Source organism: Sphingopyxis sp. OAS728, assembly GCF_014873485.1.
In the GTDB taxonomy this organism is placed as follows: Bacteria; Pseudomonadota; Alphaproteobacteria; order Sphingomonadales; family Sphingomonadaceae; genus Sphingopyxis.
In genome coordinates this window covers 2,752,380-2,778,221 of sequence record NZ_JADBDT010000001.1, presented here as the reverse complement: position 1 = coordinate 2,778,221, position 25,842 = coordinate 2,752,380, and the positions used below count along the sequence as shown (strand labels likewise).

The window sequence follows — 25,842 nt, the reverse complement described above, 5'->3', positions numbered from 1 at the left end:
TAAGGTTACGTCATTCGCGGGCGGCTTGCAAATTCTCCCAATCGGCCGGGAGCTTATGCCGGCATGATGATTGATCAGGGAACCTTGGCGGGTTCCGCCGTCGGTACGGCCGGCGGAGTGAGTTCGGGCGCGGCGACGGCCGGCGCCGCCGGCGGAGGCGCAGCGAGCGGCGGGGCGACGCCCAGCATCAGGCCTGCGAGCGCCGCCGACATCAGGTTCGACAGGCTGCCCGCGAGCAGCGCCTTCAGGCCAAGCTTGGCGATCATCGGGCGCTGGTTCGGGGCAAGCCCACCGGTCACCGCCATCTGGATCGCGATCGAGCTGAAGTTGGCGAAACCGCAAAGCGCAAAGGTCGCGATCGCGACCGCCGCCATCGACATGTCGCCCTGCGCCCGGCCAAGGTCGATGAAGGCGACGAATTCGTTGAGCACGACCTTGCTGCCGAATAGTCCGCCGACCGTCGCGCTTTCGTCCCACGGCACGCCCATCAGCCACATGACGGGGCGAAAGATCGCGCCGATGATCGCCTGGAACGACAGGCCATCGACGCCGAACCAGCCGCCGATCCCGGCGAGAATGCCGTTGGCGAGCGCAACGAGCGCGACGAAGGCCATCACCATCGCGCCGACCGCGACCGCCAGCTTGACCCCGGTCTGCGCGCCCTGCGCCGCAGCCATGATGATGTTCGCGGGCTTTTCCTCGTCATGGCTCGCCTCGGGCATCACGATCGGTTCGATGCCGATATCCTTGGGATCGTCGGGCATCATGATCTTGGCCATCAAAATGCCACCGGGCGCCGACATGAAGCTGGCGGCGAGCAGATAGGGAAGCAAATGCGGGCCAATCATCCCGGCATAGGCGCCGAGGATCGTTCCGGCGACGCCCGCCATGCCGACGGTCATCACGGTGAAGAGCTGCGGCGGGGTCAGGCCGGCGAGATACGGGCGGATGACGAGCGGGGATTCGGACTGGCCGACAAAGATGTTCGCCGCGGCGCCGAGGCTTTCGACCTTGGTGATGCCGGTCACCTTCTGGATCGCGCCTCCGACCCATTTGATGATCAGCTGCATGATCCCGAGGTAATAGAGCACCGAGATCAGCGAGGCGAAGAAGATGATCACGGGCAGCGCGCCGATCGCGAACACGGCCTTGCCATAGGGCGCCTGCGTCAGCACCTCGCCGAACAGGAATTTCGTGCCCTCGTCGGCGTAGCTCAGGAGGTTCGAGACGCCGTTCGACATTGCCTGGATCACCGCGCGGCCCCATGGCGTGCCGATGACGAGCACGGCGAAACCCGCCTGGAGCAGGAAGGCGGGAATGACGATGCGCGGGCGAATCCAGCGGCGGTTCGATGAAAACAGCACGGCAATCGCAAGCAATGCGACGATGCCAAGCAAACCGATCAGGCGTTCCATAATGTCTGTGCGTCCCCCGCAAATTGATACCCGTGTCTAGCGGGCTTTGACGGTGGGGCAAGCCTGTGCCGATGCGGCACCTTTCCACCCGCCGCAAAAGCGATTAAGCGGCCTCGATGGAAAATAGCTCTTCGCGCGTGATCGCGCCTTCGTTGCTGCTGTTCGCAATCCTCTACGGCGGCATGGTTCCGCTCGGCGGATTCCTTGGCGCGAAACAGGTTGCGCTTGGTCCTTTGGCCGTTGAAGCCGGGATTTTCCCCTTCCTGACGCTGATCGCGATTTCGAGCGGCATTGCCGAATTGCACGGGCGTGCCGTCGCCGACAGACTGGTGCGGCTGGGCTTCATTCCGCTGATTCTCGCGATCATCCTCACTGTGTTCGTGCTGCAACTGCCGACCGACGAGGGGATGTATGAGCCCGCCAAGGAGGCTTTTCCGATCATCGTCGGGCAGGGCTGGCGGATGATGGCGGCGGGCATTCTCGCTTACGGCGTGTCGGTCAGCCTCAACGTCTGGATTTTTGCCCGGATGACCGCGAACAACGGCCGGTTGCTGCCGCTGCGCGGTTTTATCGCGGCGGCGCTCAGCCAGATCATCGACACGTTGATCTTTATCACGGTCAGCTTCTACGGCGTTCGGCCGATCGTTGATCTGATGGTCGGCCAGATGATCGCGAAGGTCGTGCTGTCGGCAGTGATGGTGCCCTTGCTGGTGATGGCGGTGGTTGCCATCGGCCGCAAGATGGACGCCAAAGCCGAACTGCCGGCAGGATGATGACGATGACCGACCCTTCGAAAATGCCCGACCTGCTCGCCAAGGCCGAAACGCTCGTCGAAGCGCTACCCTATCTGCAGCGTTATGCCGGCGAGACCTTCGTGATCAAATATGGCGGCCACGCGATGGGCGACCCCGAAGCGCAGCGCGATTTCGCCGAAGATGTCGTCTTGCTCAAGGCGGTCGGCATCAACCCCGTTGTCGTCCATGGCGGGGGGCCGCAAATCGGCGCGATGCTGAAACAGCTCGGGATCGAATCGACCTTCGTCGGTGGGCTGCGCGTCACCGACGCCGCGACCGCCGAGGTCGCCGAAATGGTGTTGGCGGGCAAGATCAATAAGGAAATCGTGAGCTGGATCGCCGCGCTCGGTGGCCGCGCCGTCGGCATTTCGGGCAAGGACGCCAACCTTGTTCTCGCCGAAAAGGTCAGCCGCACCGAACCCGACCCCAATTCGGGCATCGAGCGCCACGTCGACCTCGGCTTCGTCGGCGAACCCGTCGCGGTCGACCCGACGATCCTCGTCAACCTGACCAACGACAATTTCATCCCGATCGTTGCGCCAGTCGCGCTCGGTGCCGATGGTGCCACCTATAATATCAACGCTGACACGATGGCAGGCGCAATCGCCGGAGCACTCGGCGCGAAGCGCTTCTTCCTGCTCACTGACGTCGCGGGGGTGCTCGACAAATCGGGTGCGCTGCTCACCGACCTCGACCGCCCGGCGATCGAGGAACTGAAACAGGACGGGACGATCACCGGCGGCATGATTCCGAAGGTTGAGACGTGCGTCGCTGCAGTCGACGCCGGGGTCGAGGCAGCAGTCATCCTCGACGGGCGCATTCCGCATGCGATGCTGCTGGAAATTTTCACCGCGAGGGGTGCGGGGACGCTCATTCACCGCTAAGAGACGCGGCAAGACCCTTTTTCGGAGAAATCGCCTTGCTTCTCATGCTCCTCCAGATCGTCCACATCATCCTGACGGTCCTGTGGTGGTTCATCATCGCGCAGGCGGTGATGTCGTGGCTGATCGCGTTCAACGTCATCAACACGCACAACCAGTTCGTCGGCCAGCTGTGGATGGTGCTCGACCGGATCACGGAGCCGCTTTACCGCCCGTTCCGCCGCATCATGCCCGATTTCGGCGGGCTCGACCTGACCCCTATGCTGGTGCTGATCATCATCATCATTCTTGACGGTCCGGTGCTGAACTATCTCGCGCGGCTTGCCTACGCCAACGGGATGGCGTGATGACCGCTGCGCAGGTGATCGACGGCAAGGCGTTCGCCGCTGGCCTGCGGGCGCGGATCGCCGATGCCGTTCCGGCTTTTAAAGCCGCGACATCGCGCGCGCCCGGCCTGGCAGTCGTGCTCGTCGGCGACGACCCGGCGAGCGCGGTCTATGTCGGATCGAAGGGCAAGGCGACGGTTGCGGCTGGCATGGAAAGCTTTGAGCATCGCCTGCCCGCGAGCGCGACGCAGGACGAGGTCGAGGCGTTGCTGGCACGGCTCAACGCCGACGAAGCTGTCGACGGCATCCTGCTGCAATTGCCGCTGCCCGGTCATCTCGATGAACAGGCCGCGGTCGCTACGATCGATCCCGACAAGGATGTCGACGGGCTGACCCCGGTCAGCGCCGGACGCCTCGCGCTCGGCATCCCCGGCATGGTGCCGTGCACGCCCTATGGCTGCCTGCTGCTGCTGCAGGATCGGCTCGGTGATCTGTCGGGCAAGGATGCGATCGTAGTCGGCCGTTCGATCCTCGTCGGCAAGCCGATGGGGCAATTGCTGCTCGGCGCCAATTGCACTGTCACCATGGCGCACAGCCGGACGAAGGACCTGCCCGATTTGGTACGCCGCGCCGACATCGTCGTTGCCGCGGTCGGCCGCGCCGAAATGGTGAAGGGCGATTGGATCAAACCCGGCGCGATCGTGATCGACGTCGGCATCAATCGCATGCCGCCCGCCGATGGTGCCGCGAAGGGGCGCCTCGTCGGCGACGTCGATTATGACAGCGTCGCCGCGGTCGCCGACGCGATCACCCCGGTTCCCGGCGGCGTCGGCCCGATGACCATCGCGTGCCTGCTGCGCAACACGCTCGTCGCCGCGCACCGCCGCGCGGGGCTCGCCGATCCGGAGGGTTTTTGATGCGCCACCTCGCTGTCGCGGTCCTTTCGCTTGCGGCGATTTCGGGTGGCGCCGTCGCGGCACGCGAACGCGATCCGCTCGCGGCGAACCCCAGCGCCTTCATCGCCGCCGAGATCGGTTTTTCGCGCCTCGCGCAGGAAAAGGGCCAGTGGACGGCGTTTCGCGAAACCGCAGCGCCCGAAGCGGTGATGTTTGTGCCGCAGCGCGTCAAGGCGCGCGATTGGTTGAAATCGCAAAAGGACCCCGCCGAGGCGGTGAAGTGGCAGCCGCATGCGGTCTACACCAGTTGCGACGGCAATGTCGGTGTCACCACGGGCGCATGGCAGAAGGGCCCGGCCAACGGTTATTTCACGACGGTGTGGCTGCGCGATCCCAAGAAGGGCAAGCTGGCCTGGACGCTCGATCATGGCGATACGCTCGCAGTTCCGCGCGAAGCGCCCGACTTCATTGCATCGAAACAGGCGGTCTGCGGTTCGCGGCCCGCGGTGCCGATCGAGGCGGGCAGCGAGGGCGAGGATATGGCGGTCGGCCTGTCGCCTGACCAGACGCTGAGCTGGACGTCGATCGTTCGCGCCGACAAGTCGCGCCGCGTGACGATCCGGCTGTGGGACGGAAAGGAGATGGCGACCGTCATCGACGATCAGGTCGCGGGGCCGAAACAACCATGATCGATCTTTTCATCTCCGCCTTCGTCACGCTCTTCGTGGTCATCGACCCGCCGGGCTGTGCGCCGATTTACGCCAGTCTGACGACGGGGGCGAGCGCGGCGCAGCGGCGTTCGATGGCGATCCGCGCGACGGTGATCGCCGGACTGATCCTCGTTTTCTTCGCGATGTTCGGCGAAGCGCTGCTGAGCTTCCTGCATATCGATCTCGACAGCTTCCGCATCGCCGGCGGGATTATGCTGTTCATCATTGCGATCGACATGGTGTTTGAAAAGCGGACCGAACGCCGCGAACAGCGCGCCGAAAAGGTGATGGCGACCCCCGAAATCGAGGACGTGTCGGTGTTCCCGATGGCGATGCCGATGCTCGCCGGGCCAGGGTCGATCGCATCGGTGATGCTGCTCGTGTCACAGAATAATGGGCTCGACCGCGCTTTCGTGATTTTCGGCGCGCTGCTGCTCGTGCTGCTACTGACGCTCGCCGCGCTGCTTTCGGCGGGGCCGCTGATGCGGCTGATCGGCAACAAGGGCGAAGCGGTGATCACCCGCCTGCTCGGCGTGCTGCTCGCCGCGCTTGCAGCGCAGTTCGTTATCGACGGGCTGAAGGCGAGCTTCCCGAGTCTCGGATAAAAAGGGGGCGCCGCCTTTCGGCGACGCCCTCTCTTTTTCCACGGGAATGGAACTGTTTTACCGCGCCGCGTTGACGTCGGCCTGTGTGACCGGCGCGATGCGGATCTCGACGCGGCGGTTGCACTGATAATCCGCTTCGCTGCGTTCGGGCGAGCATTTCAGCTGCGATTCGCCATAGCCGAGCGTCGCCATGCGCGCGCGCTGGATGCCGCGGCCGGCGAGATAGTCGGCGACCGAGGCGGCGCGGCGTTCGGACAGGCCCTGGTTATAGGTGTCGCTGCCGGTCGAGTCGGTGTGGCCATAGACGTCGATATAGGTGCTCGGATATTCGGCGAGCGTCGAGGCGACATTGTCGAGCGCGCTGCGGAACTGCGATTTCACCATCGCGCTGTTGAGGTCGAAGGTCACGTCGCCGGGCATGTTGAGCACGAGCTGGTCGCCCTGCCGCTCGACGTCGATCCCGGTGCCCGCGGTGCGTTCGCGTAGCTTCTTTTCCTGCTGGTCCATATAATAGCCGACACCCGCGCCGGCGACCGCGCCGATGCCCGCACCGACGATTTCCTCGGTGCGGCTATTGCGGCCGCCGATGAGGTCGCCGAGCAGGTAGCCGCCGAGCGCACCGCCGACGCCGCCAATCGCGGCCTTCGATATCTTGCGTTCGCCGGTCACCGGATCGGTGACGCAGCCGGTCAGCGCGAGCGCACCGATGCTGGTCAAAATGGTGAGCTTGATCGTCTTGCTGTTCATCTTTTCGCTCCCTTTACCCGGCGGATGCCTCTGGTCCGTGGCACGCCGCCCTTGCTTGCCGATAACATATGGCTGGCGATCTGGTTCCAAAATTTGCCTGAATGCGGGCTGAGCCGGACGTTCAGGCCTGTGCCATTGTGCAATGCCATGCGTTTCGCTTATAGGGTGGACATGACCGACGATGACAGGGGCCGGGCGCCGAAGCGCCGTACGACCGCCCAATGACCCCTTTTCCCTGGTCCGACGTTGCGATTATCGCCGTCCTCGTCCTCCTAAATGGCGTTTTCGCCATGTCCGAGCTCGCCATCGTCTCGTCACGCGACCCGAGGCTGCAGGCGGCCGAGAAGCGAGGCAGCCGGGGCGCCAAAATCGCACGGCAACTCGCGTCCGACCCCGGCCGCTTCCTGTCGACGGTGCAGGTCGGCATCACGCTGATCGGCGTGCTGACCGGCGCCTATTCGGGCGCGAGCCTCGGCCAGCCCGTGGCCGACCGGCTTTCGGCCTGGTTCGGCCTCGATGCCGAAAATGCGGAAGCCGCAGGCTTTGCTGCGGTCATTGCGATTACCACTTATTTCTCGCTGATCGCGGGCGAGCTGGTACCCAAGCAATTTGCACTCCGGGCGCCCGAGCGTATCGCGATCGCCGTCGCGGTGCCGATGTACTGGCTTTCGCGCGTCGCGGCGCCGCTCGTGTGGCTGCTCGACAACAGTTCGGCGCTCGTCTTTCGCCTGCTCGGGCTCAATCGCGAATCCGAAGATCGCGTGACCGCCGAAGAGCTGCACCTGATTGTCGCCGAGGCGTCGAAATCGGGGGTGATCGAGGAAAGCGAACGCGCGATCATCTCAGGCGTCGTGCGCTTGGCCGACCGGCCGGTGCGCGAGGTGATGACGCCGCGCAAGGATGTCGACTGGGTCGATATCTCGCTCGACGCGCGTGGCGTACGCGACAAATTGCTCGAAACGCCTCACAGCCGCCTGCCGGTCGCGCGCGGCTCGGTCGACGATATCGTCGGTGTCGTGCAGGCGCGCGACATTGCCGCCGCGCTGTTCCAGGGCGAGGTACTCGACCTTGAGCAGTTGATGCGGCCCGCGAAGGTCATCCACGACCAGATCGACGCGATGGACGCGCTCGAGGCCTTGCGCGCCGCTGAAGTGCCCGTGCTGCTCGTTCACGACGAATATGGGCATTTCGACGGGCTGGTGACGCCTGCCGACCTGCTCTCGGCGATTGCCGGCGAGTTCGCGTCTGACCAGGATATCGGGAGCGAGCCCTTCGTCGTCGAACGCGATGACGGCAGCCTGTTGATCGCGGGTTCGATGCCCGCCGACCAGATGGCCGAACGGCTGGGTATCGAACTTGGCGACGACCGCGATTACGCGACCGCAGCGGGGCATGCGCTCGCGATCCTCAAGCATTTGCCCAAGGAAGGCGAGCGCTTCACCGACAAGGGCTGGCGGTTCGAGATCGTCGACATGGACGGACGCAAGATCGACAAATTGCTCGTCAGCGAAGTACGGGCGCCAGAGAACGAGGAAACGGATTAGGCGGACTTAAGGCGAAAAGGGCTGCGCTCGCGCAATGGGGGCCCGCAATTGGCCGATTGCGGATATTGAGACGCGATCAGCAATAGCTAGAAGCCTCCGTCATCCAAAGAGACGGCGAAACCAGCCTCGTTTTTTGGGAACGACCGGTGGCTGACCGGAAAGCCGCACCAGATAATTGCCCAAAATAGCCGCCTGCTGCTTGGTCATAAGGAAACGAAACAAATCGGGGTCGTGCTTCTTGGCCGCTTCCGAAGATTGTACGCTTTCGATCCGGAGCATAATGCGGTCACCTGCATCATGATGTGCCCAGCCAACCACTGCTCCAAAACTCTCCACCATCTCGCCTGCCCCCACACGATTTTCGCGCGACTGATGCCGACAGCCCGTGATGGCTATTACCAGAGATTCAGTGGAAAGTCGTCAAATGGTCGATAACGGCCGCGTCTTTGCTCGACACGCTGGCCAAAAGAAAGGGGGCCGAAGCCCCCTTTCCCTTTGCGTCTTGAAACGTCAGTTGAACGACGGTGCCGGCGGAACCGGCGGCGGCGGTGCGTCCGCATCGTCTTCGTGCACCTCGACATGGCCCTGACCCACATGACTGCGCGAGCGGCTGTAGGCGAAGTAGACGACGAGGCCGATACCCGCCCAGATCAGGAAGAGATTGATGCTCTTCTGGTCGAGGTTGAAGAAGAGGTACAGGCAGCCCAGGATCGCGATCGGCGCCGTGATATAGATCAGCGGCGTCTTGAACGGACGGTGGCGGCCGGGATCGGTGCGACGGATCACCATCACCGCGATCGACACCGCGGCAAAGGCAAAGAGCGTGCCCGAGTTCGAGATGTTAGCGAGCTGCCCGACAGGGAAGAAGGCGGCGAACAGCGCGACGGCGATGCCCGTGATGATCGTGATCACGTGCGGCGTGTTGAACTTCGGATGGATCTTCGAGAAGGCGGTGGGCAGCAGACCGTCGCGGCTCATCACGAAGAAGATGCGGGTCTGGCCGAACATCATCATCAAGATGACCGACGGCAAAGCGAGACCGGCGGCGAGGCCGATCAGGTTGCCGATCTGCGGCCAGCCGATTTCGCGCAGCGTCCAGGCCAGTGCTTCCTTCGAGCAGACCACCGCCTGATCGCCGATTGCACCGCAGGCGGCGGCGAGTTCGCGGCTGCCGGGTTCGAGCGCATGGCCCGCAGCGGCATCGATGCCGACCGGCTGCGCGCCGACCGAGCCGATGACGCCGGCGGCGACGAGCAGGTAGAAGATGGTGCAGATCGCAAGGCTGCCGATCAGGCCGATCGGCATGTTGCGCTGCGGATTCTTGGTTTCTTCGGCCGCGGTCGAGACGGCGTCGAAGCCCACATAAGCAAAGAAGATCGAAGCCGCGGCGGCGCCTATGCCGCCGATGCCGAGCGGTGCGAAGGGTTCGAAATTCTCCATGTTCATCACGGGAACCGCGAGGATGATGAAGAGCGTCAGCGCCGCGACCTTGATGACGACGAGGATCGCATTGATCGTTGCCGATTCGCGCGTACCGATCACGAGCAGCATAGTGACAACGCCCGCGATGAACATCGCCGGCAGGTTGATCATCCCGCCGTCGAATGGCCCGAGCACCCATGCCGAGGGTATGTCTATACTGAACGCATGTTCGATCAGCCCGACGACATAGCCCGACCAGCCGACAGAGACGGCGCCGGCGGCGACCGCATATTCGAGGATCAGCGCCCAGCCGACCATCCATGCGATCAACTCACCCATCACGGCGTAGCTATAGGTGTAGGCCGAGCCCGATACGGGGACCATTGAGGCCATTTCGGCATAGCAGAGCGCGGCGAAGGCGCAGACGAAGCCGGCGATGATGAAGCTGATCATCATACCTGGGCCGGCCTTTTGCGCGGCCTCTGCGGTCAGAACGAAAATCCCGGTGCCGATCACGGCGCCGATCCCCAGCATGGTGAGCTGGAAAGCGCCGAGCGTGCGCGTAAGCGACTTTTTTTCCGCTGTCGCCAAAATGGCATCCAACGGCTTTACGCGGTCAAATAGCATAATCTTCCCCTTGGGGGGCGGCTGAACTGCCGTCCCTCTCATGGCGGCGCAGACTAGCTGCTCCGCGCGCCAGCGCAACTTAATTTCAGCAGGTCTCGCGCGGTTTACCGTACGGTAAAGCGCACTCGGTCAATCATTCGGCCGCCTGGATCAACGAGCGTCAGCATATGGATGCCGGGGCGCGGCAGGATTTGCTGGCCCGCATCGGCATCGCCGAGCGGCTTTTTGTCGAGGATCAGGCGGTATCCGGCCACCGATCCGCTCACGATGACCGCGAGCCGCTGGCGGTCGATCGGGATGTCGGGGTCGAGCGCATAGACGCTGCCGCTGACCGGGCTGGTGATGCGCGGGCGGCGGGCGGCTTGCGGCGCGGCCGCCATTTCGGTCTGCGCGGTGCCGGTCAGGAAATATTCGCGGCGCGGCGGTTCGCGGGTACCGGGGAGGGCGATTTGCCGCGCCTCGACACCCTCGGGCATGGCGGGCGGCTTGCCGGGATTGCCCGCATGGAGCGCGAGCATCACGTCGCGCCAGACGGGGGCGGCGCCGGAGGTGCCCGAGACCGCGCGCATCGAATCGCCCTCGAGATTGCCGACCCAGACCGCGACGGTGAAGCGGTCGGACCAGCCGATGCACCAATTGTCGCGCATGCCTTTCGACGTCCCCGTCTTGGCGGCCGCCCAGAAGGGGAGGCGGAGCGCGCTGTCGGCGCCGAAGGCGTCGGCGCGGGCAGAGGCGTCGGCGAGGATGTCGCCGACGATGAAGGCGGCGGCGGGGCTGACGATCTGGCGCGCCTCGTCCGCCTTTTCGCCGCGAATGAAGTGAACGGGCGTGTAGCGGCCCTGATTGGCGAAGGTGCGGAAGGCGTTGGCTTGTTCGACGAGCGAAACTTCGGCCGAGCCGAGTGCGAGGCTGAAGCCGTAATATTCGCCGTCCTCGACGAGGCCGTGGTAGCCCAAAGCCCAAAGGCGGTCGCGGAATTGCTGGACGTCGTCGATGACGAGCGCGCGGACGGCGGGGACGTTGAGCGAGGAGGCGAGTGCGTGGCGCACGCTGACCGGCCCCTTGAAGCTGTGGTCGTAGTTTTTGGGAACGTAGAGCCCCGAGGCGGTGTCGAGCTGGACCGGGCTGTCGTCGAGGATCGAGGCGGCGGTGAGCCAGCCATGTTCGATCACCTGCGCATAGAGATGCGGCTTCAGCGTCGAGCCTGCCTGCCGCCGTGCATTGGCGCCGTCGACCGACGCCGCGGTCGATTTGAGGCCGACCCCGCCGACATAGGCGAGCACCTCGCCGGTGGCATTGTCGAGCACGACGACCGCGCCGTCGCGGACGCGGTCGGAGCCGAGCCCGGCGAGCTGGCGGCGCAGCGCGACGATCGCGGCGGCCTGGATGCGGCGGTCGATGGTGGTTTTGACCCGCTTGCCGGGCTGGTCGAGCAGACGGACGGCGAGGTGGGGTGCGAGCGCGGGGTCGAAGCGCGCGGCCTGCTCGCCAGAGACGAGCGTCGCGGCGGCGGCGCGGATCGCCGAACAATCTTTTGCCTGCGCAATCCGGCAGGCGCGGCGGCCGAGCGCCTCGGCGTCTGCGGCGGGATTGGGGAGGAGCCCGGCGAAGAGTGCGGCGTCGGTGCGGTTCAGTTCGGCCGGCTTCTTGCCGAACAGGCTTTGCGCGCCGGCGCCGATCCCCTGCGCCTCGCCGCGTAAGGGCACGAGGTTGAAATAGGCCTCGAGCATCTGCTCGTGCGACCAGTCTTCCGCGAGCGCCTGTCCGGCGCGCATCTGGCGGAGCTTGGTCCGCCAGTCGCGTTTGCCGGGCTGCGCGAGGCCGGGGTCAAGGAATGCCGCGAGCTGCATCGCAAGCGTCGACGCGCCGCGCGAGCGGTCGCCGGTCCCCCCCAAGATTGTCAGGCGCGCGCGCGCGGCACTGGCGATCGCGAGCCAGTCGACCCCGCCGTGCGACCAGAAGCGGCGGTCCTCGCTTTGCACGACGGCGGTGCGGACGGCGGGACTGATATCGTTCAGCGGCACCCATGCGAGGCGGCGTCGCTCGAAATTGACGCGCTCGCTGTCGAGTAACTGGCCGTCGCGGTCGTAGAGCCAGGCTTCGCTGGGGCGCCAGTCGGCGCGCACCTTTTCGAAGGCGGGCATCGCGGGCGGACGGGTCGCGAGATGCGCGGCGGTGACGAAGACCAGCGCCGCGAGCGCGGCCCATGCGAGGACATGGGGCCAGCGCCGCCGGCGCCCGGGGACGGGCGACAGGTTCATTGCATCACTGCGTGACGCTGGCGATCGTCATCGGCGCGTTCGGCCACTGGCCGCGGATCGCGGGCGAATACATCGCCTCGACGCGCGTCGGCGGCAGCGAGAAGCGTCCCGAGCCGTTCAAGCGGACGACATATTCGACCGCGTGGGTGCCCGCGGGCATCCAGCCGAAATAGCCGCGCCAAGCGTCCTTGCCGCGTTCGACATAGCTTGGCTGCGCGCCCGATCCGCCCGCCTGTTCGGCCAGCATTTCGGACTGGCCACCCAGATTGCCGACGATCGTCGCGCCGGGCGCGATCGGATCGTTGATCACGACCCACGTCCGCCCCGCGGCCGCGACGACCTCGATCCGCACCTTGATCACGTCGCCGCGCGTCAGCCGGTCCTTGTTCGCCGCCTTGACGATGCTGACCGAGCGCTTGATCCGGTAACCTGCGTTGAGCGGTTCCTTCAATGGCACCGCCGCCTTGACGCTCACGGTGGCCCATGGCGCGCCGCTACCCTCATGCTTCAGGCTCATCGTCGCGGCGTTCAGCGCGACGCGGAGCGGCGAAACCGGCTCGGCGGGAAGCGGCCAGCTTTGCGAGGCGGTGGCGCCCGCGAGGCTGACGTTGGTGACGCCGGTGATCGCGCTTGCCGGATACAGTTCGGCGAAGCGGCGGACGGTGACCGCGCCCCATGCGTTGGCGGGGGTGGTGTCCCAATGGCCCTTGCGCTGGCGCTGCGCGACGCCGACCATCAGCTTGCCCGCGTCATCCTCCCAGCCCTTGCGGCCGAGCACGGCTTCCAAAGCCTTGATCGCCATTTCGTCGCCGCTGGTCATCATCCACCAGGGGGCGCGTGCATCGTCGACGAGATCTAGGCGCGTGCCTTCATAGACGAGGCGCTTGCGCAGTTCGGCCTCGGCCGCGGTGCGCAGCGCGGGGGCGTTCCGCACGCCCGGCGTCTTTTCGAGCGCGACGAGCCAGTCGGCGAGCGTGCCGGTCGCCATATCGACCGGCGCGACGTCGATCGCGGCGACGAGGCCGGCGCTCGACGCATTGTTGCGTGCGAGGGCTGCCAAGGCCGCGATGCGTACGGGGCGGATATCCCACGGGCCATAGCCCTTGCGGGTGAGGCGCCCTTCGACGACCGCTTGCAGGGCTTTCACCATCTTCGCTTTCGACGCCTCGGGGATCGCGAAGCCGTTCGCCGCGGTCACGTTCATGACATAGGCGGTGAGTTCGATCGAGCCGGTGAGATTCTCGTTCGGCCAGTAGCGGAGCAGCCCGTCGTCATCGAGATAGGTCGGCATCGCACCCGCGAGCGCCTGCCACCGCCCGACATCGCCGAGCGCGACCGTGCGCGACGTCTGCTGTTCGAAGCAGCTGTAGGGATAGGCGCTCATATAGTCGCGCACGCCGGTGAGCGGCGGCGCGAGCGTGCCCGCGAGCGCGATATCGACATAGCCGCCGGGCAGCGCGCCCGCCGGGATGGCGATCGGCAGCGTCGTCGCGGGGCCGACACGGAACAGGCTGGCGGCCCATGTCTCGACCGGCACCGCGGGTTCGACGACCTGTTCGAAGACGAGGCGGTCGCGCGCCTTGCCGCCTTTCGCCACCGCATCGACCGTCCATTCGATCGGACCGGTGGTTTCGGGCGCGGTCATCGACCAGCTGATCGGCACCGCGCCGCCAGCCGGAATGGTGACGGTGAGCGGCGGCGCGGTCGCGACGGCGGGCGACAGCGTCGGGGTCGCGGTAACCTCCATCGGCTGGTCGGTGCCGTTGCGCAGCGTGAAGCGCGCATCGTAAGTGTCGCCGCTGCGCACCAGTTCGGGCATGCCGGCGAAGACGCCGAGATCCTGCACGGTGCGGACGCTCGTTTCGCCGGTCCCGAAATATTGCGAGCCGTCGGTGGCGATCGCGACAAGGCGGAAGCCCGAGAGATTGTCGCTGAGCGGCACGTCGACCTTGGCGCGGCCCTTGCTGTCGAGCGGGACATTGCCCTTCCACAGCAGGACCGGGCGGAAATCCTCGCGCGTCAGGCCCGAGAGGTCGCCGCCACCGCCGCCGCCCGGTTCGAGTGCCTTGCGGCCATAATGGCGCTTGCCGACAACCTGCATCTGCGCGGTCGAGGTGAGCACATCGAGCGTGCGTTCGCCCATCATCGCGGGGAGGATGTCCCAGCTTTCGTTGGGCGAGAGCTGGAGCAAGGCCTCGTCGACCGCGGCGAAAGCGACGTCGGCGTTCTTCGGCGCCTTGCCGTCGGGGGTCTTGACCTCGATCGCGACCTTGGCGGTTTCGCGGACCGAATATTTTGCCTTGTCGGCCTTGACCTTGACACCGAGCTGATGGCCTTCCCAGCCGACCTTGATGCGCGCGATGCCCATGCGGTAGCTCGGCTTGGCAAGGTCGACGAGCGCGGTCGGCGGAGCGCCCTCGCTATTCTCGATCTTGAAGCCGACCGCGCGTTTCATCTTGCGGAACCAGCTTTCCTCGCCGGTCACGCGGCCGCGCACCGCCATGACCGATACATAGACGTCGGGTGCATAGGTCGCGGGCAGCTTGACCTGCACGACGGGATTGGTGCCCTTCAGCGGCACAACAAAGCTCGACAGCACACCCTCACGCTCGACGGTGACGAGCGCGGTCGCTTCGCGGAACGGCATGCGGACCTGGAAGCGGGCGGTGTCGCCCGCGGCGTAGCGCGGCTTTTCGGCGATCACGTCCATGCGGTCGCCATTGTCGCCGCCGAACCACCAGTCATTATCGCCCGCGAGCCAGACCGAGCGCACTGCGCGCGCTTCATTGCCATCGGCATCCTGCGTCGTCGCGACGACGGTGACCTCGCCCGAGACGCCGGGCGCCATCGCGCAGCTCGCGCGGCCGAGCTTGTCGGTCGTCGCCGAACAGGTCGCGTCCAGCTTCGTCGTGCGCATCTGGTTGTCATAGGCGTAGAAGCCGCCGATCAGGCGGCGCCGAGCGGTGATGATCTCGCGGTTATAGACTGCGACGGCGATACGTTTGCCGGCGATCGGCTTGCCATCGAGGTCGAGCGCGATGAAATTGAGGCGGAGGTCATTGTCGCGCATCAGCCAGCCGTCGGTTTTGACGCCGAGGCGGACGGCCGAGGGGTAGAGGGTGATGCGGCGGCTCGACGTCAGCGTCTCGCCATTCGCATCCTCATAATCCATTTCGGCGGCCATCATCGTCGGTTCGGTGATCGGCTGGTCGACCGTGACATTGGTCGTTGCGGCGCCATTGGCGTCGAGTTTGAGCGGTACCGAACGCGCGAGCGGCAGTTCGGCCGAGGGTTCGTCGCCGCTGTCGTCGAGCTGGACGACGCCTTCCTTCACCGGCTGGCCGTCGAAATCCCAGTCGCGATAATCTTCGGGCGGCGACCAGCTCGAGCGGAAATTGGTGCGCAGTTCGACCGGAATGTTCGGCGCGGGGCCGCCCGACAGATAGCCGACGAAAAGGTTGAGCGGGACGGCGGCGGGACGCACGAGCGCGGTTTTCGGCCCGGTGATCGTCGCCTTCATCGTCGGCAGGCGATATTCGTCGACCTTGACCGACTGGCCCGACCAGATCGTCTTGTCCTCGCCATCCTTGTCCTTGGTGACGAAGACGAGTTCATAATCGCCCATCGGCGCCGAGGCGGGGACGTTCCATGTCGTGTCGCCGCTGCCGCTCGCGGCAATCGCGAAGGGCATTTCGAATTCGGTGTCGGAGCCGCGGTGGACGAGGCGGAGCTTGCCCGCGAGCGCTTCGGGGGTGCGGAAGCCGGTGCCGACCGGACGGCGCAGCACATGCTTCATATGGACGGTCTCGCCCGCTTTCACGAGCGAGCGGTCGAAGACGGTGTGGAGAATGTCGTCGCGTTCGGACCAACCATAGGGGAGGTCGAAATCATAGGGGCGGATGCCGCTGCCCCAGTCGGTGAGCGTGAAGCTGAAATCGTCGCCCGCGCGTGCGCTGACCATCAGCGCATGGCCTTCGCTTTTCGCCATGTCGGGATTTTCTTCGCAGCTCGAATAGGTTTCGGGCTGCGGCAGCCCGCCGGCGAAGGCGAGGCGGCCGGCCTTGTCGGCGGTGCCGCGCGCGAGCAGGCGGCCGGTGCAGGCGTCGGTGACGCGGATCTCGGCCCCCGCGACGGGAAGGCCGCTATTCAGCGACGTCACCCACGCGAGCGAGCCTTCGCGGCCCCATTTGAAATGCACCGCCATATTGGTGACGAGCGCGGCGGTCGCGACATAGCGCGTCGATTTGCGGCCGAGCAGCGCGGCGCCAAGCTCGGGGCTCGCGATCTCGACGACGTGGAAGCCCTTTTCGGCGAGCGGGATGCCGACGACTTCGAACTCCTTGCCGCCCGCAGCGGGCGCGAGTTGCAGGTCGCGGCGCTCGCCGCCCGACGGCGCGCCGTCGAACACCGATTTGGTGCCGGTGTAGTTGACGGTGACCTCTTTGCCCGTGCGGTCCTTCTCCTCGCGATAGTCGGTGTCGTCGGCGTCGGCGACGCGCTTCAGCCAGCGCGCGATCGCGGCGTCGTCATCGCCGACCTTGAGCGTCGCGGCGGGCATTTTGAGGTTCGACTGGACGAGGCTGCTCTCGACGCCGCGCACGGTGACGGGCAGCACGCCGCCTTCGCCCGCTTCGAGGATGCCGAATTCGGCGGCGAATTTGACGAGCGGCGGCGCACGGTCGATGTGGAATTTCAGCGGGAAATTCGACTGGTTCTGCAGCTTGCGGCCGCTCTGGTCGGTGACGTCGGCGGGGAGCACGAGCGTCGCGTCGACATTCTGCGGCAGCGGGCCGGTGAAGCGGACGCTGGTCAGCCACGCGTCGTTGCGGTCGTCCTCGTCGATCTTCGGCGTCAATTTCCTGCCGTCGGCGGTGTTGAGCGTCGCGGCGAGGATCGTTTCGCGCGCGACGGGCGAAGCGAAGCTGAGCGTCACATCCTTGATCGGGTTGCAGCCCGCCTGCGGATTGATGCGGCTGCACGACATTTTGGCGGTGAAGGCGGGGCGCACATCATGGTCGAAGCGTTGGTCGCGGCCGGCGGTGCGCGACGGCACGCCAGCCTGTGAAATGCGGGCGTCCCAGACGAGCGCCATCTCGCGCCCCGGCGGCAGCGGGCGACGGCATTTGACGGGGACGATGCGGTCGAGCGCAGCCTCGCGGTCGGCGCCCGCGGCGGGGAAACGCTGCGGCAGCCCGGCGTCGTAGGTGAAGGACTGGCGCGACCAATTATTGTCGCCGAGACCAGTCAGGATTTGCGTCGCGGTATCGCGCGGCAGGACGTCGACCGGGATCTTCTCGCCGATGCCGTCGACCGCGCAATAGGCGAAGCGGCCGACCGAGGCGCGGTCGGCGGCGACGTTGGTCGCGACGAGGAAGATCTGGTCCTCCTCGATATCGCCGTCCATCCCGCCCGCGAGCACGGCGCGCGCCGAGGGACCTCCGGTGTCGAGCGCGAAGCGGCTGTTGCCCGCGACCGACACGCCGCGCGCGGTCTTAAGCCCGTCGCGCAGCTCGACATGGCAGGCGAGCCCGCCGGGGAGCGGCTTGTCGAATTCGAGCACCCAGGTGCGCGTATCGACCCAGCGGCCCGACGAAGGAAGTTTGCAGTCGGTGGTCGCGGGCGCGGGCGCGCGGGGATCGCCAAGCGGCACCATGTCTTCGGAAAAGCGCAGCGTGAAGCGCGTGATCGTGCCGTCGCCGGTGCCGCTGCTGCCGGGGGTCGCGAGCGTGACCTGCGGGACGGTGTCGGCCGCGGCGGTCGCGGCCATTGCAAGTGTGAGGGGAATGAGCAGCGCGAGTTTCGCCTTGCCAGCCAGCCGGTTAGCCAGCGCCCGCCCCAGTTGCATCATTCCGCCATCTCCTCACTGTCGCGACCCAGCGAGTCTCTTGTCATGCCCTCTTATCGAATTGCTGTCCAGATTTCATCGCTAATTATGCACGGTTCGTCGCAGGAATCAGCGCGCAAGCATCGGGCCGAGCTTTTGGCCCGCAAAGATATGGACGTGGAGATGCGGGATCTCCTGATGGCTGTCGAGGCCGACGTTCGCGAGCAGGCGATAGCCGGGGGCGACGAGGCCCGCGTCGCGCGCGACCTTGCCGACGGCGCGGACGAAGCCCGCGATCTCGGCGTCGCTCCCGCGTTCGGAGAAATCGTCCCAGCTCACATAGGCGCCCTTGGGGATCACGAGGATGTGGAGCGGCGCCTGCGGGTTGATGTCGTGGAAGGCGAGGGCGAACTCGTCCTCATAGACGGTCTTCGACGGCAGCTCGCCGCGCAGGATGCGTGCGAAGATGTTGGTGTCGTCATAGGGGAGGGTCGCGTCGATCGGCATGGGAGAGCTCCTATTGGGGGCGGCCGGCTTTTTCGGTGTGGCCCGAGGTTCCGTGGCGGCGGTCGAGTTCGGCGGCGATCATGTCCCACGTCAACCCGCGCTCGGCGATCAGGATCGAAAGGTGGAAGACAAGGTCGCTCGCCTCGCCGATCAGTTCGGGATCATCCTCGCTGACCGCGGCGATAACCGCCTCGACGGCTTCCTCGCCGAGTTTCTGCGCGATCTTGCCGCGGCCTTTCGCGGCGAGGCTCGCGACATAGGACGCCTCGGCCTCGCCCGCCGCGAGCCGGTCGTGGATGACTGCTTCGAGCCGTCCCAGCGTCTCGCCCATTGCCTTGCTCATCGCGCCGATCCTTTCGCGAGCTTGCCTAGCCGCGCCGTGCGCGCACGACAAGCGGGCGCCGCGCGGCGCAAAAACTTACCGTCGCGGTAACCATATCGAAACGCCCATTCGCGTAGTTTCCGCGCTGCCGGGGGGCGGGATCAACTTTGGTAATCGGAAGACGATGATGAAAATGGGCACCAACGCCTCGGTGTTTCTGGCCGCGACGGCCTCGATAATTGCATTGGCGGCATCGCCCGCGGCGGCGCAGGGCGGTGACGAGATTATCGTCACGGGATCGCGCATCGCGAAGAGCGAGTTTACCAGCGCCGACCCGATCCAGGTCATCGATCCCGAGAGCGCAAAGTTGCAGGGACAGGTCCAGCTGGCCGACGTCCTGCAGCAGGTTCCGGCGGCGCAGGGATCGATCCAGATTACTTCGGCGATTTCGAACCGCTTCGTCGCGAACGGCGGCAATGATGTGCAGACGGTGTCGCTGCGCGGGCTAGGCGCCGAGCGCACGCTCGTGCTGATCAATGGTCGGCGCGCGGGCCCGGCGGGCATTCGCGGTTCGGTGGCGCCGTTCGATCTCAACGTCCTGCCGCTGTCGGTGGTGCGGCAGGTCGAAATACTCAAGACCGGCGCCTCGTCGATCTATGGATCGGATGCCGTCGCCGGCGTGGTCAACATATTGACCCGCGATGATTTGAACGGGCTCGAGGGCGGCGGTTTCTCGTCGATCACCGAACATGGCGGCGGCGAAAGCTATGGCGTCGATGCGAGTTTCGGGAAGAAATTCGACCGCGGGCATATCTTCGCGACGGTCGATTATTTCCGCCAGCAGAACCTCACCCGCCGCGATCGCGACTTCCTCTTCTGCTCCGAAGAGTACCTCAAGCGCGAGGCCGACGGCAGCCGCGCCGATATCGTCGATTTCCGTACCGGGCGCCCGGCGTGCAGCAGCACGCAAGCCAATATGATCGTGTTCAGTGATTTTTCGGGCGTCGACCAGGACGGCTTTCCGACGTTCGGCCCGGGGCTGATCGCGCCGAACGGGCAGGCGATCTTCGCGGGGCAATATGGCAATGAATTTGCCGGGGTAGGCATTCCGATCAACGCCTATAATCCGATCGGCGTGTTCGGGCCGGCCGATTTCTACGGGGTCAATTTCGACGGTCCGTCGACGGGCGCGCTCAACCAGTTCGAGCCGGCCGAACAGGATATGGACGTGTTTTCCGGGGTGAAGCGGATCAGCGCCTTCGTCGAGGGCGCCTATGACGTCACCGACGGCATCACCGCCTATGGCGAATTCCTGTTCAGCAACCGCAAGTCGCATAACAATGGCGTCCAGCGGATCGAGCTCCAGCAATTCACCGGCGCGTCGATGCTGCCCTTTTTCCTCTGCGACCCGACGGCGTATAATTGCGACCCCAACGACATGGGCGATCCGCTCAACGGCGAGTTTGCGGGCAATCTGATCCTGCGCCCGCGCGTGCTCGTGAAATCCGAAAGCGCGGCCGACGTCGATTATTATCGCGGCGTTCTCGGGCTACGCGGCGAATTTGGCGGCGGGTGGAAATGGGACGTCCATGGCCAGCACAGCCGGTCCGACGCCAGCTATACGCAGGATGTCATCTATCAGGATGCGATCGCGTCGCAGACGCTGCGCACGCGCTCGTGCGCCGGAACGACGACCGCGATCCGCGGCGCGCAGTGCATCGACATCGACTTTACCGATCCGCGCGTGCTGCGCGGCGACTTCACGCCCGCCGAGCGCGCCTTCCTGATGGGCCGCGAGACGGGCCGCACTTTGTTCAAGCAGACTTCGGCCGAGGCGCTGCTGACGGGCAAGCTGTTCGACCTGCCGGGGGGATCGGTGGGCGCAGCGTTCGGGGCGAATATCCGCCGCGACGAGATCAACGACACGCCGGGCGAAGCGACGCTGGCGGGCAATGTCGCCAATTTCACCACCTCGGGTATCACGGCGGGGCGCACGGTATCGAAGGAGCTGTTCGGCGAAGTCGAGGTGCCGCTACTCGAAGGCGTGCCGATGATCGAGCGGCTGACGCTGTCGGGCGCGGCGCGTTACACGCATGTCGAGGCGACGCGACGCGACGGGGCGGGCGACACATTCAGCGACACGACGTGGAAGGTCGGCGCCGACTGGGCGGTGACCGACTGGCTGCGCTTCCGCGGCACGTGGGGCACGTCGTTCCGCGCGCCGGCGCTGTTCGAATTGTTCCTTCAGGACCAGACGGGTTTCCTTGGCCAGGCGGATATCGATCCGTGCATCCAGACCGCGGCGCGGCTTGCGGCGGGAGCGATCAGCCAGCGCATCTTCGACAATTGCGCCGCAGACGGCATCGGCCCCAATTATGCCGGCGGGATCAGCCCCGTGACGATCACCTCGGGCGGCGGTCTCGGCGAACTCAAGCCCGAAACCTCGACCGCGAAGACGGTGTCGCTCATCCTGACCCCCGACCTGTCGGGGGCGCTGTGGGGCGGGCTCAAGACGCGCCTTGCGGTCGATTATTTCGATATCGAGGTGAAAGACGAGGTCACGCTGCTCGGTGCGGGCAATATCCTGCGCGGTTGCTATGATTCGGAGGTCGCCGACGAGCCGCTGTGCGGCCTCTTCACGCGCTCGACGACGGCCGGCCCCGATGCACAGAGCGTCGCGAGCGTCACCGACCGTTATGTCAATATCAGCCGCCAGCGGAACCGCGGCGTCGACCTGTCGCTCGCGGTCGATCAGGATCTCGGCAACCTCGGTTCGCTCGCGTTCCGCGCGCAGATGACGTGGCAGGTGAAGGATAAGGTGTCGCTCTTCCCCGGCACCGAGGTCGACGACAATGGCAAGATCGGCAATCCGAAATGGGTCGGCGATTTCAACCTCGGCTGGATGAAGGATGGCTGGACGCTCTTCTACGGGATCGATGTCACCGGTGCCGCATCGAACGAAGAGGATCTGCTGCGCGCGCAGGGCGGCGACGCATGCCGAACGTCGAGCTTCCGTCCGGGCGGGCGCTTCTGCCCCGACGTCAGCGTGCCCGCGACCTTCTATCACTCGCTGTCGCTGAGCCGCGATGTTGCCGAGCGGTTCCGCATCACGCTGGGGGTCGCGAACCTGTTCGACACGGCGCCGCCGCGCGTGTCGACCGTCGTCACCGCGACGCCGCCCGTGATCGGGCAGGCGCCGGCGTTCGGGACGCAATATGACTATCTGGGACGGCGTTTCTTCCTAAGTGTGCGCGGGAAGATTTAACGGGCGGATCTGGGGCGTGAAGCGGACGATCACATCACCGTCGCCCCCTGCCTTCGTGGGGGCGACGTCGTTGATCGGTCGATATCGTCCCGCCGAGCGGCTGTCTTGGCCGCTAAACATTCCGGTAGCCGATCGGCAGGATGGAACCCGGCTTCGCGCGGTAAGCCGTCGGTCTTCACCGTTGATGTCCAAGGTGACTAGGCGCAATCGTCCTGAGCAATGGCATCCAGCGCGAAAGCCGTGTTTCAAATTCAGCGTGACCCAATTTGCTTACAAGCTGAAGCGTGGCATTTCCTCCTTTGGGTGAAGGCGAAGATGACGGTTTATTTTAATCTCCCAACCAATCGGTTGTGATCTTTCCCCTATGCCCCTCCGGCGCCAGCGCGGCGCGCAGGGCTTCCAGCAGGGGCGGCAGCGCCTGCATGAAGGCGTAGGGCGGGTTGACGATAAAAAGGCCCGCGCCGTTGTAGATGTCGGGCTGATCGCTATCGTACAACCAATGCTCCACCACCAGAAACTTCGGGATGCCGAGCTTTCGTAGCTGCCCCTTCCACCGCATATGCGTGGCGCGGTGCTTCAGCGGGTACCAGACCACCGTCACGCCATGCGCCCATTTGCGACTGGCGGCGGCCAAGGTGGCGGTGATACGTTCGCGTTCATCGGTCTGCTCATACGGCGGGTCGACCACCACCACGCCGCGCGCGGTGCGGGGCGGCAGCATCGCCAGCCAGAGCTCGTAGGCGTCGCGCTGATGCACGGCCGCGGAAGTGTCGCGCATGGCGCCGCGCAGGGCATAGACGTCTTCGGGATGTTTCTCGTTCAGGATCAGAAAATCCTGCGAGCGCAGAAGTTGTGCCAGGAAACGCGGCGATCCGGGGTAGAGGCGCGGTTCTTCCGCGGCATTCACCGCCTGCACGGCGGCGCGATAGTCGTCCAGCAAGGGGTTCGTGTCGGCAAAGGCGCGCACCACGCCCTGTGCAGCCTCGCCGGTGCGTTGCGCCTCATCGCCGCCAAGGTCGTACAGGCCGCAACCGGCATGGGTGTCGATCAGGGTGAGCGGGCTCTCTTTAAGCTGCAACGCCCGCACGAGGGCAATCAGCAGGCTGTGCTTTACGACGTCGGCGCTATTGCCTGCATGAAAGCTATGGCGATAATTCATTGTAACCCAGAATCCTGACGATCTGCCTTCATACGAACGGCTGGCGCTGAAGCCGGGCGCGAGGCGATGGAAGCAACCAATCCGGGGCCCGTACAGGGTCGGGCGGAAACCTTCAAAGCATTCTGCGCAAGGCCGCAAGCCCGCGTTGGCGATCGTCACCCGAGGCGCAGACAGCCGCATGGGAATGTTCGATCATCGAGGTGCCGGATGCGATCGGCATTACCGCGATGCGCCCGTCGCCGGGTAACGGTACTGGACAAGCCCGCGCTGCTCTGGTGAAGCGCGGGCATGTCCGAGGTCAAACTGCATCCCGACTGGCTCGCGCGCATCGGCGGCGAGTTCGAGCAGCCCTATATGGCGGCGCTCAAGGCGTTTCTCGGCGAGGAGCGCGCGAAGGGCAAGGCGATCTATCCGCGCCCGCGCGACTGGTTCGCGGCGCTCGACGCGACGCCGCCGCAGGATGTGCGCGTCGTGATATTGGGGCAGGATCCGTACCACGGGCCGGGGCAGGCGCATGGGCTCTGTTTCTCGGTCCAGCCGGGGGTGCGGACGCCGCCGAGCCTCGTCAATATCTACAAGGAAATGCAGAGCGACCTCGGCATCGCGCGCGCGTCGCATGGCTATCTCAAATCCTGGGCAAGCCAAGGCGTGCTACTGCTCAACAATTGCCTGACGGTCGAGAGCGGCATGGCCGCCTCGCATCAGGGCAAGGGGTGGGAAAAATTCACCGACGCCGTCGTCGCCGCGGTCGCCGCCGACCCGGCGCCCAAGGTCTTCATCCTGTGGGGCAGCCATGCGCAGAAGAAGGCGGCGAATGTCGCGGGGCTGGGCGTGGGCAGCCCGCACCTGATCCTGCGCGCGCCGCATCCCTCGCCCCTGTCAGCGCACAACGGCTTTTTCGGATCGCGGCCGTTCAGTCAGACGAACGCGTTTCTTGAGGCGCAGGGGCGCGGCGCGATCGATTGGCGTTTGCCCGAAACGGTGGACGTCCCCGCCGAATGAGCCTGCTCGCCGATCCGCTGACCTTGCTCGTGCTCGCCATCGCGGTGATCCTGCTCGGGCTCGCCAAGGGCGGCCTGTCGGGGGTCGGCGCGCTCGCGACCCCGCTCGTTGCATTGGTGCTGCCGCCGACGATCGCCGCCGCGCTGCTGCTTCCGATCCTGATCGTGCAGGACGTCGTCAGCGTCTGGTCGTTCCGTAAGACGTGGGACGGCTGGGTGATCGCATGGATGCTGCCCGGCGCCGCCGTGGGCGTCGCGGCGGGCTATTTTTATGCCGAGCGCGTCGACGAGGCGAAGCTGATGGCGGCGCTTGGTGCGATCACGCTGGCGTTCGGCCTCTATCGCCTATGGGTCGAACGCGGCGGTCGTGTCGTTGCGGCGTCGACCTCGCCCGGCTGGGTCGGCAGCCTGTTCGGGGTCGCGACGGGCTTTACCAGCCAGATCGCGCACGCCGGCGGGCCGCCGTTCCAGATGTGGGTGACGCCGCGCCGTCTGCCGCATCTTGTCTTTGTCGGTACCAGTTCGATCCTGTTCGCGGCGATCAACTGGATGAAGGTGCCCGCTTATATTGCGCTCGGCGCCTTCCCGCATGAGGTGCTCGTCGCCGCGCTGCTGTTGATGCCGCTCGCGATCGTCTCGACCCTGCTCACCGTGCGCTGGCTGAAACGGATCGATGGCGCGCGTTTCTATGTTATCATCTATCTGTTGATGGTCCTGCTTGGCGCCAAGCTGGTGTGGGACGGGCTCGCGGGCTGACGCTGGAGGCGGATCGATGGTGCAGGCACGGTGGAACGGCGCGGTGATCGCCGACAGCGACGACACGGTGGTGGTCGAGGGCAATCATTATTTTCCGCGCGACGCGGTGGCCGCGGGTGTGCTGTCGGACAGCGCGACGACGAGCATCTGTCCGTGGAAGGGGCTGGCGCATTATCATCATGTCACGGTGAACGGGCAGATGAACGCCGACGCCGCCTGGTATTATCCCGACCCCAAGGAGGCGGCCGAGGCGATCCGCGACCGCATCGCCTTCTGGAAGGGTGTCGAGGTCGGCTGACGTTTTGCCCATGACGAATGCCATCCAGATTCTCGTCGATGCCGACGCCTGTCCGGTGAAGGACGAAATTTACCGCGTCGCGTGGCGGCACGAGGTGGCAGTGAAGGTCGTGAGCAACAGCCGGCTGCGCGTCCCCGACCATTCGCTGATCGAACGCGTCGTCGTCTCGGACGGTTTCGATGCCGCCGACGACTGGATCGCGGAGGCGGCGAATGACCGGAGCATCGTCGTCACCGCCGATATCCTGCTCGCGGATCGGGCGTTGAAGGCGGGGGCGAGCGTGCTCGGCCCGAACGGCAAGCCCTTCACCATGGCGTCGATCGGACCCGCGATCGCGACGCGCGCGATCATGGCCGACCTGCGTTCGGGGATGAGCGAGGGAATGGGCGGGCCGCCGCCTTTCTCGAAGGCCGATCGCTCGCAATTCCTGCAGGCGCTCGATGGGGCGCTGGTGCGGATCAAACGCCAAACATAAGTTTCTT

Annotated in this window: 21 protein-coding genes; 12 read left to right on the top strand and 9 right to left on the bottom strand. The window is 65.6% G+C overall.

Annotated features, from left to right (window positions below; genetic code table 11):
• Positions 1-74 precede the first annotated feature (74 nt).
• Positions 75-1,415: a NupC/NupG family nucleoside CNT transporter gene (locus tag GGC65_RS13060; RefSeq protein WP_192647566.1), complete on the bottom strand. Its 1,341-nt coding sequence runs from the start codon at positions 1,413-1,415 to the stop codon at positions 75-77.
• 116 nt (positions 1,416-1,531) lie between these two features.
• Here GGC65_RS13060 and GGC65_RS13055 point away from each other — a divergent pair, with 116 nt between their 5' ends.
• From GGC65_RS13055 to GGC65_RS13030, 6 genes are read left to right on the top strand one after another with little or no spacing between them, the layout of a single operon-like run.
• On the top strand, positions 1,532-2,188 hold the full coding sequence (locus GGC65_RS13055; RefSeq protein WP_192647565.1) for a queuosine precursor transporter: 657 nt from the start codon (positions 1,532-1,534) through the stop codon (positions 2,186-2,188).
• Positions 2,185-3,093 carry an acetylglutamate kinase gene (gene argB / locus GGC65_RS13050; protein ID WP_413052727.1) on the top strand — a complete coding sequence of 303 codons (909 nt, stop codon included), beginning with the start codon at positions 2,185-2,187 and terminating at the stop codon, positions 3,091-3,093. The genes GGC65_RS13055 and argB overlap by 4 nt, the downstream gene beginning before the upstream one ends.
• A 44-nt stretch (positions 3,094-3,137) precedes the next feature.
• Positions 3,138-3,437: a YggT family protein gene (locus GGC65_RS13045; protein ID WP_192647563.1), complete on the top strand. Its 300-nt coding sequence runs from the start codon at positions 3,138-3,140 to the stop codon at positions 3,435-3,437.
• Entirely contained in the window at positions 3,437-4,333 is an 897-nt protein-coding gene (gene folD / locus GGC65_RS13040; protein WP_192647562.1) for a bifunctional methylenetetrahydrofolate dehydrogenase/methenyltetrahydrofolate cyclohydrolase FolD, read from the top strand. The genes GGC65_RS13045 and folD overlap by 1 nt, the downstream gene beginning before the upstream one ends.
• Entirely contained in the window at positions 4,333-5,001 is a 669-nt protein-coding gene (locus tag GGC65_RS13035) for a hypothetical protein (RefSeq protein WP_192647561.1), read from the top strand. The genes folD and GGC65_RS13035 overlap by 1 nt, the downstream gene beginning before the upstream one ends.
• Positions 4,998-5,627 carry a MarC family protein gene (locus GGC65_RS13030; RefSeq protein ID WP_056367581.1) on the top strand — a complete coding sequence of 210 codons (630 nt, stop codon included), beginning with the start codon at positions 4,998-5,000 and terminating at the stop codon, positions 5,625-5,627. Before GGC65_RS13035 ends, GGC65_RS13030 begins: the two co-directional genes overlap by 4 nt.
• A 57-nt stretch (positions 5,628-5,684) precedes the next feature.
• Here GGC65_RS13030 and GGC65_RS13025 read toward each other — a convergent pair whose 3' ends face one another.
• Complete coding sequence (locus tag GGC65_RS13025; RefSeq protein WP_192647560.1) at positions 5,685-6,374, bottom strand: OmpA family protein; 690 nt, start codon at positions 6,372-6,374, stop codon at positions 5,685-5,687.
• Positions 6,375-6,595: 221 nt separating this feature from the next.
• Here GGC65_RS13025 and GGC65_RS13020 point away from each other — a divergent pair, with 221 nt between their 5' ends.
• Positions 6,596-7,918, top strand: coding sequence for a hemolysin family protein (locus GGC65_RS13020; protein ID WP_192647559.1), 1,323 nt, complete (start codon positions 6,596-6,598; stop codon positions 7,916-7,918).
• A 99-nt stretch (positions 7,919-8,017) separates the two neighbouring features.
• Here GGC65_RS13020 and GGC65_RS13015 read toward each other — a convergent pair whose 3' ends face one another.
• The 6 genes from GGC65_RS13015 to GGC65_RS12990 all read right to left on the bottom strand — a co-directional run bounded on the left by GGC65_RS13015 (position 8,018) and on the right by GGC65_RS12990 (position 18,902).
• Complete coding sequence (locus GGC65_RS13015) at positions 8,018-8,257, bottom strand: hypothetical protein (RefSeq protein ID WP_192647558.1); 240 nt, start codon at positions 8,255-8,257, stop codon at positions 8,018-8,020.
• Between the two features lie 171 nt (positions 8,258-8,428).
• Positions 8,429-9,967: an amino acid permease gene (locus tag GGC65_RS13010; protein WP_192647557.1), complete on the bottom strand. Its 1,539-nt coding sequence runs from the start codon at positions 9,965-9,967 to the stop codon at positions 8,429-8,431.
• Positions 9,968-10,071: 104 nt separating this feature from the next.
• Positions 10,072-12,228 carry a penicillin-binding protein 1C gene (gene pbpC, locus GGC65_RS13005; RefSeq protein ID WP_192647556.1) on the bottom strand — a complete coding sequence of 719 codons (2,157 nt, stop codon included), beginning with the start codon at positions 12,226-12,228 and terminating at the stop codon, positions 10,072-10,074.
• Between the two features lie 4 nt (positions 12,229-12,232).
• The gene (locus GGC65_RS13000; RefSeq protein ID WP_192649525.1) at positions 12,233-18,073 is read right to left on the bottom strand and encodes an alpha-2-macroglobulin family protein; all 5,841 of its coding nucleotides are present in this window, start codon (positions 18,071-18,073) and stop codon (positions 12,233-12,235) included.
• Between the two features lie 108 nt (positions 18,074-18,181).
• Entirely contained in the window at positions 18,182-18,559 is a 378-nt protein-coding gene (locus GGC65_RS12995; RefSeq protein ID WP_192647555.1) for a histidine triad nucleotide-binding protein, read from the bottom strand.
• Positions 18,560-18,569: 10 nt separating this feature from the next.
• A complete protein-coding gene (locus GGC65_RS12990) occupies positions 18,570-18,902 on the bottom strand; it encodes a phosphoribosyl-ATP diphosphatase (RefSeq protein WP_192647554.1) in 333 nt (110 codons plus the stop codon).
• Between the two features lie 163 nt (positions 18,903-19,065).
• Between GGC65_RS12990 and GGC65_RS12985 the strand changes: the two genes are divergently transcribed.
• Positions 19,066-22,146, top strand: coding sequence for a TonB-dependent receptor domain-containing protein (locus tag GGC65_RS12985; RefSeq protein ID WP_225940807.1), 3,081 nt, complete (start codon positions 19,066-19,068; stop codon positions 22,144-22,146).
• A gap of 328 nt (positions 22,147-22,474) precedes the next feature.
• On the opposite strand, the gene GGC65_RS12980 is transcribed toward GGC65_RS12985, so the two are convergent.
• A complete protein-coding gene (locus GGC65_RS12980) occupies positions 22,475-23,305 on the bottom strand; it encodes a 23S rRNA (adenine(2030)-N(6))-methyltransferase RlmJ (RefSeq protein ID WP_192647552.1) in 831 nt (276 codons plus the stop codon).
• Positions 23,306-23,593: 288 nt separating this feature from the next.
• On the opposite strand from GGC65_RS12980, the gene ung reads away from it, so the two are divergent.
• From ung to GGC65_RS12960, 4 genes are read left to right on the top strand one after another with little or no spacing between them, the layout of a single operon-like run.
• Positions 23,594-24,307 (top strand): uracil-DNA glycosylase, encoded by a 714-nt coding sequence (gene ung, locus GGC65_RS12975; protein WP_192647551.1) that lies wholly within the window; start codon positions 23,594-23,596, stop codon positions 24,305-24,307.
• Complete coding sequence (locus GGC65_RS12970) at positions 24,304-25,062, top strand: sulfite exporter TauE/SafE family protein (RefSeq protein ID WP_192647550.1); 759 nt, start codon at positions 24,304-24,306, stop codon at positions 25,060-25,062. The genes ung and GGC65_RS12970 overlap by 4 nt, the downstream gene beginning before the upstream one ends.
• 16 nt (positions 25,063-25,078) lie before the next feature.
• Positions 25,079-25,360 carry a DUF427 domain-containing protein gene (locus tag GGC65_RS12965; protein ID WP_192647549.1) on the top strand — a complete coding sequence of 94 codons (282 nt, stop codon included), beginning with the start codon at positions 25,079-25,081 and terminating at the stop codon, positions 25,358-25,360.
• Positions 25,361-25,370: 10 nt separating this feature from the next.
• Positions 25,371-25,835, top strand: a complete 465-nt coding sequence (locus tag GGC65_RS12960; RefSeq protein WP_192647548.1) for a YaiI/YqxD family protein — start codon at positions 25,371-25,373, stop codon at positions 25,833-25,835.
• Positions 25,836-25,842 lie beyond the last annotated feature (7 nt).

What these genes read in the sequence shown, in the direction of transcription:
- GGC65_RS13010 (WP_192647557.1), bottom strand. Translation starts at nt 9,967, where the DNA reads ATGCTATTTGACCGCGTAAAGCCGTTGGATGCCATTTTGGCGACAGCG.
- GGC65_RS12960 (WP_192647548.1), top strand. Translation starts at nt 25,371, where the DNA reads ATGACGAATGCCATCCAGATTCTCGTCGATGCCGACGCCTGTCCGGTG.
- GGC65_RS12970 (WP_192647550.1), top strand. Translation starts at nt 24,304, where the DNA reads ATGAGCCTGCTCGCCGATCCGCTGACCTTGCTCGTGCTCGCCATCGCG.
- ung (WP_192647551.1), top strand. Translation starts at nt 23,594, where the DNA reads ATGTCCGAGGTCAAACTGCATCCCGACTGGCTCGCGCGCATCGGCGGC.
- argB (WP_413052727.1), top strand. Translation starts at nt 2,185, where the DNA reads ATGATGACGATGACCGACCCTTCGAAAATGCCCGACCTGCTCGCCAAG.
- GGC65_RS13015 (WP_192647558.1), bottom strand. Translation starts at nt 8,257, where the DNA reads ATGGTGGAGAGTTTTGGAGCAGTGGTTGGCTGGGCACATCATGATGCA.
- GGC65_RS13045 (WP_192647563.1), top strand. Translation starts at nt 3,138, where the DNA reads ATGCTCCTCCAGATCGTCCACATCATCCTGACGGTCCTGTGGTGGTTC.
- GGC65_RS12995 (WP_192647555.1), bottom strand. Translation starts at nt 18,559, where the DNA reads ATGCCGATCGACGCGACCCTCCCCTATGACGACACCAACATCTTCGCA.
- GGC65_RS13030 (WP_056367581.1), top strand. Translation starts at nt 4,998, where the DNA reads ATGATCGATCTTTTCATCTCCGCCTTCGTCACGCTCTTCGTGGTCATC.
- GGC65_RS13060 (WP_192647566.1), bottom strand. Translation starts at nt 1,415, where the DNA reads ATGGAACGCCTGATCGGTTTGCTTGGCATCGTCGCATTGCTTGCGATT.
- GGC65_RS13000 (WP_192649525.1), bottom strand. Translation starts at nt 18,073, where the DNA reads ATGCAACTGGGGCGGGCGCTGGCTAACCGGCTGGCTGGCAAGGCGAAA.
- GGC65_RS12990 (WP_192647554.1), bottom strand. Translation starts at nt 18,902, where the DNA reads ATGAGCAAGGCAATGGGCGAGACGCTGGGACGGCTCGAAGCAGTCATC.
- GGC65_RS13020 (WP_192647559.1), top strand. Translation starts at nt 6,596, where the DNA reads ATGACCCCTTTTCCCTGGTCCGACGTTGCGATTATCGCCGTCCTCGTC.
- GGC65_RS13025 (WP_192647560.1), bottom strand. Translation starts at nt 6,374, where the DNA reads ATGAACAGCAAGACGATCAAGCTCACCATTTTGACCAGCATCGGTGCG.
- pbpC (WP_192647556.1), bottom strand. Translation starts at nt 12,228, where the DNA reads ATGAACCTGTCGCCCGTCCCCGGGCGCCGGCGGCGCTGGCCCCATGTC.
- GGC65_RS12980 (WP_192647552.1), bottom strand. Translation starts at nt 23,305, where the DNA reads ATGAATTATCGCCATAGCTTTCATGCAGGCAATAGCGCCGACGTCGTA.
- folD (WP_192647562.1), top strand. Translation starts at nt 3,437, where the DNA reads ATGACCGCTGCGCAGGTGATCGACGGCAAGGCGTTCGCCGCTGGCCTG.
- GGC65_RS12965 (WP_192647549.1), top strand. Translation starts at nt 25,079, where the DNA reads ATGGTGCAGGCACGGTGGAACGGCGCGGTGATCGCCGACAGCGACGAC.
- GGC65_RS12985 (WP_225940807.1), top strand. Translation starts at nt 19,066, where the DNA reads ATGATGAAAATGGGCACCAACGCCTCGGTGTTTCTGGCCGCGACGGCC.
- GGC65_RS13035 (WP_192647561.1), top strand. Translation starts at nt 4,333, where the DNA reads ATGCGCCACCTCGCTGTCGCGGTCCTTTCGCTTGCGGCGATTTCGGGT.
- GGC65_RS13055 (WP_192647565.1), top strand. Translation starts at nt 1,532, where the DNA reads ATGGAAAATAGCTCTTCGCGCGTGATCGCGCCTTCGTTGCTGCTGTTC.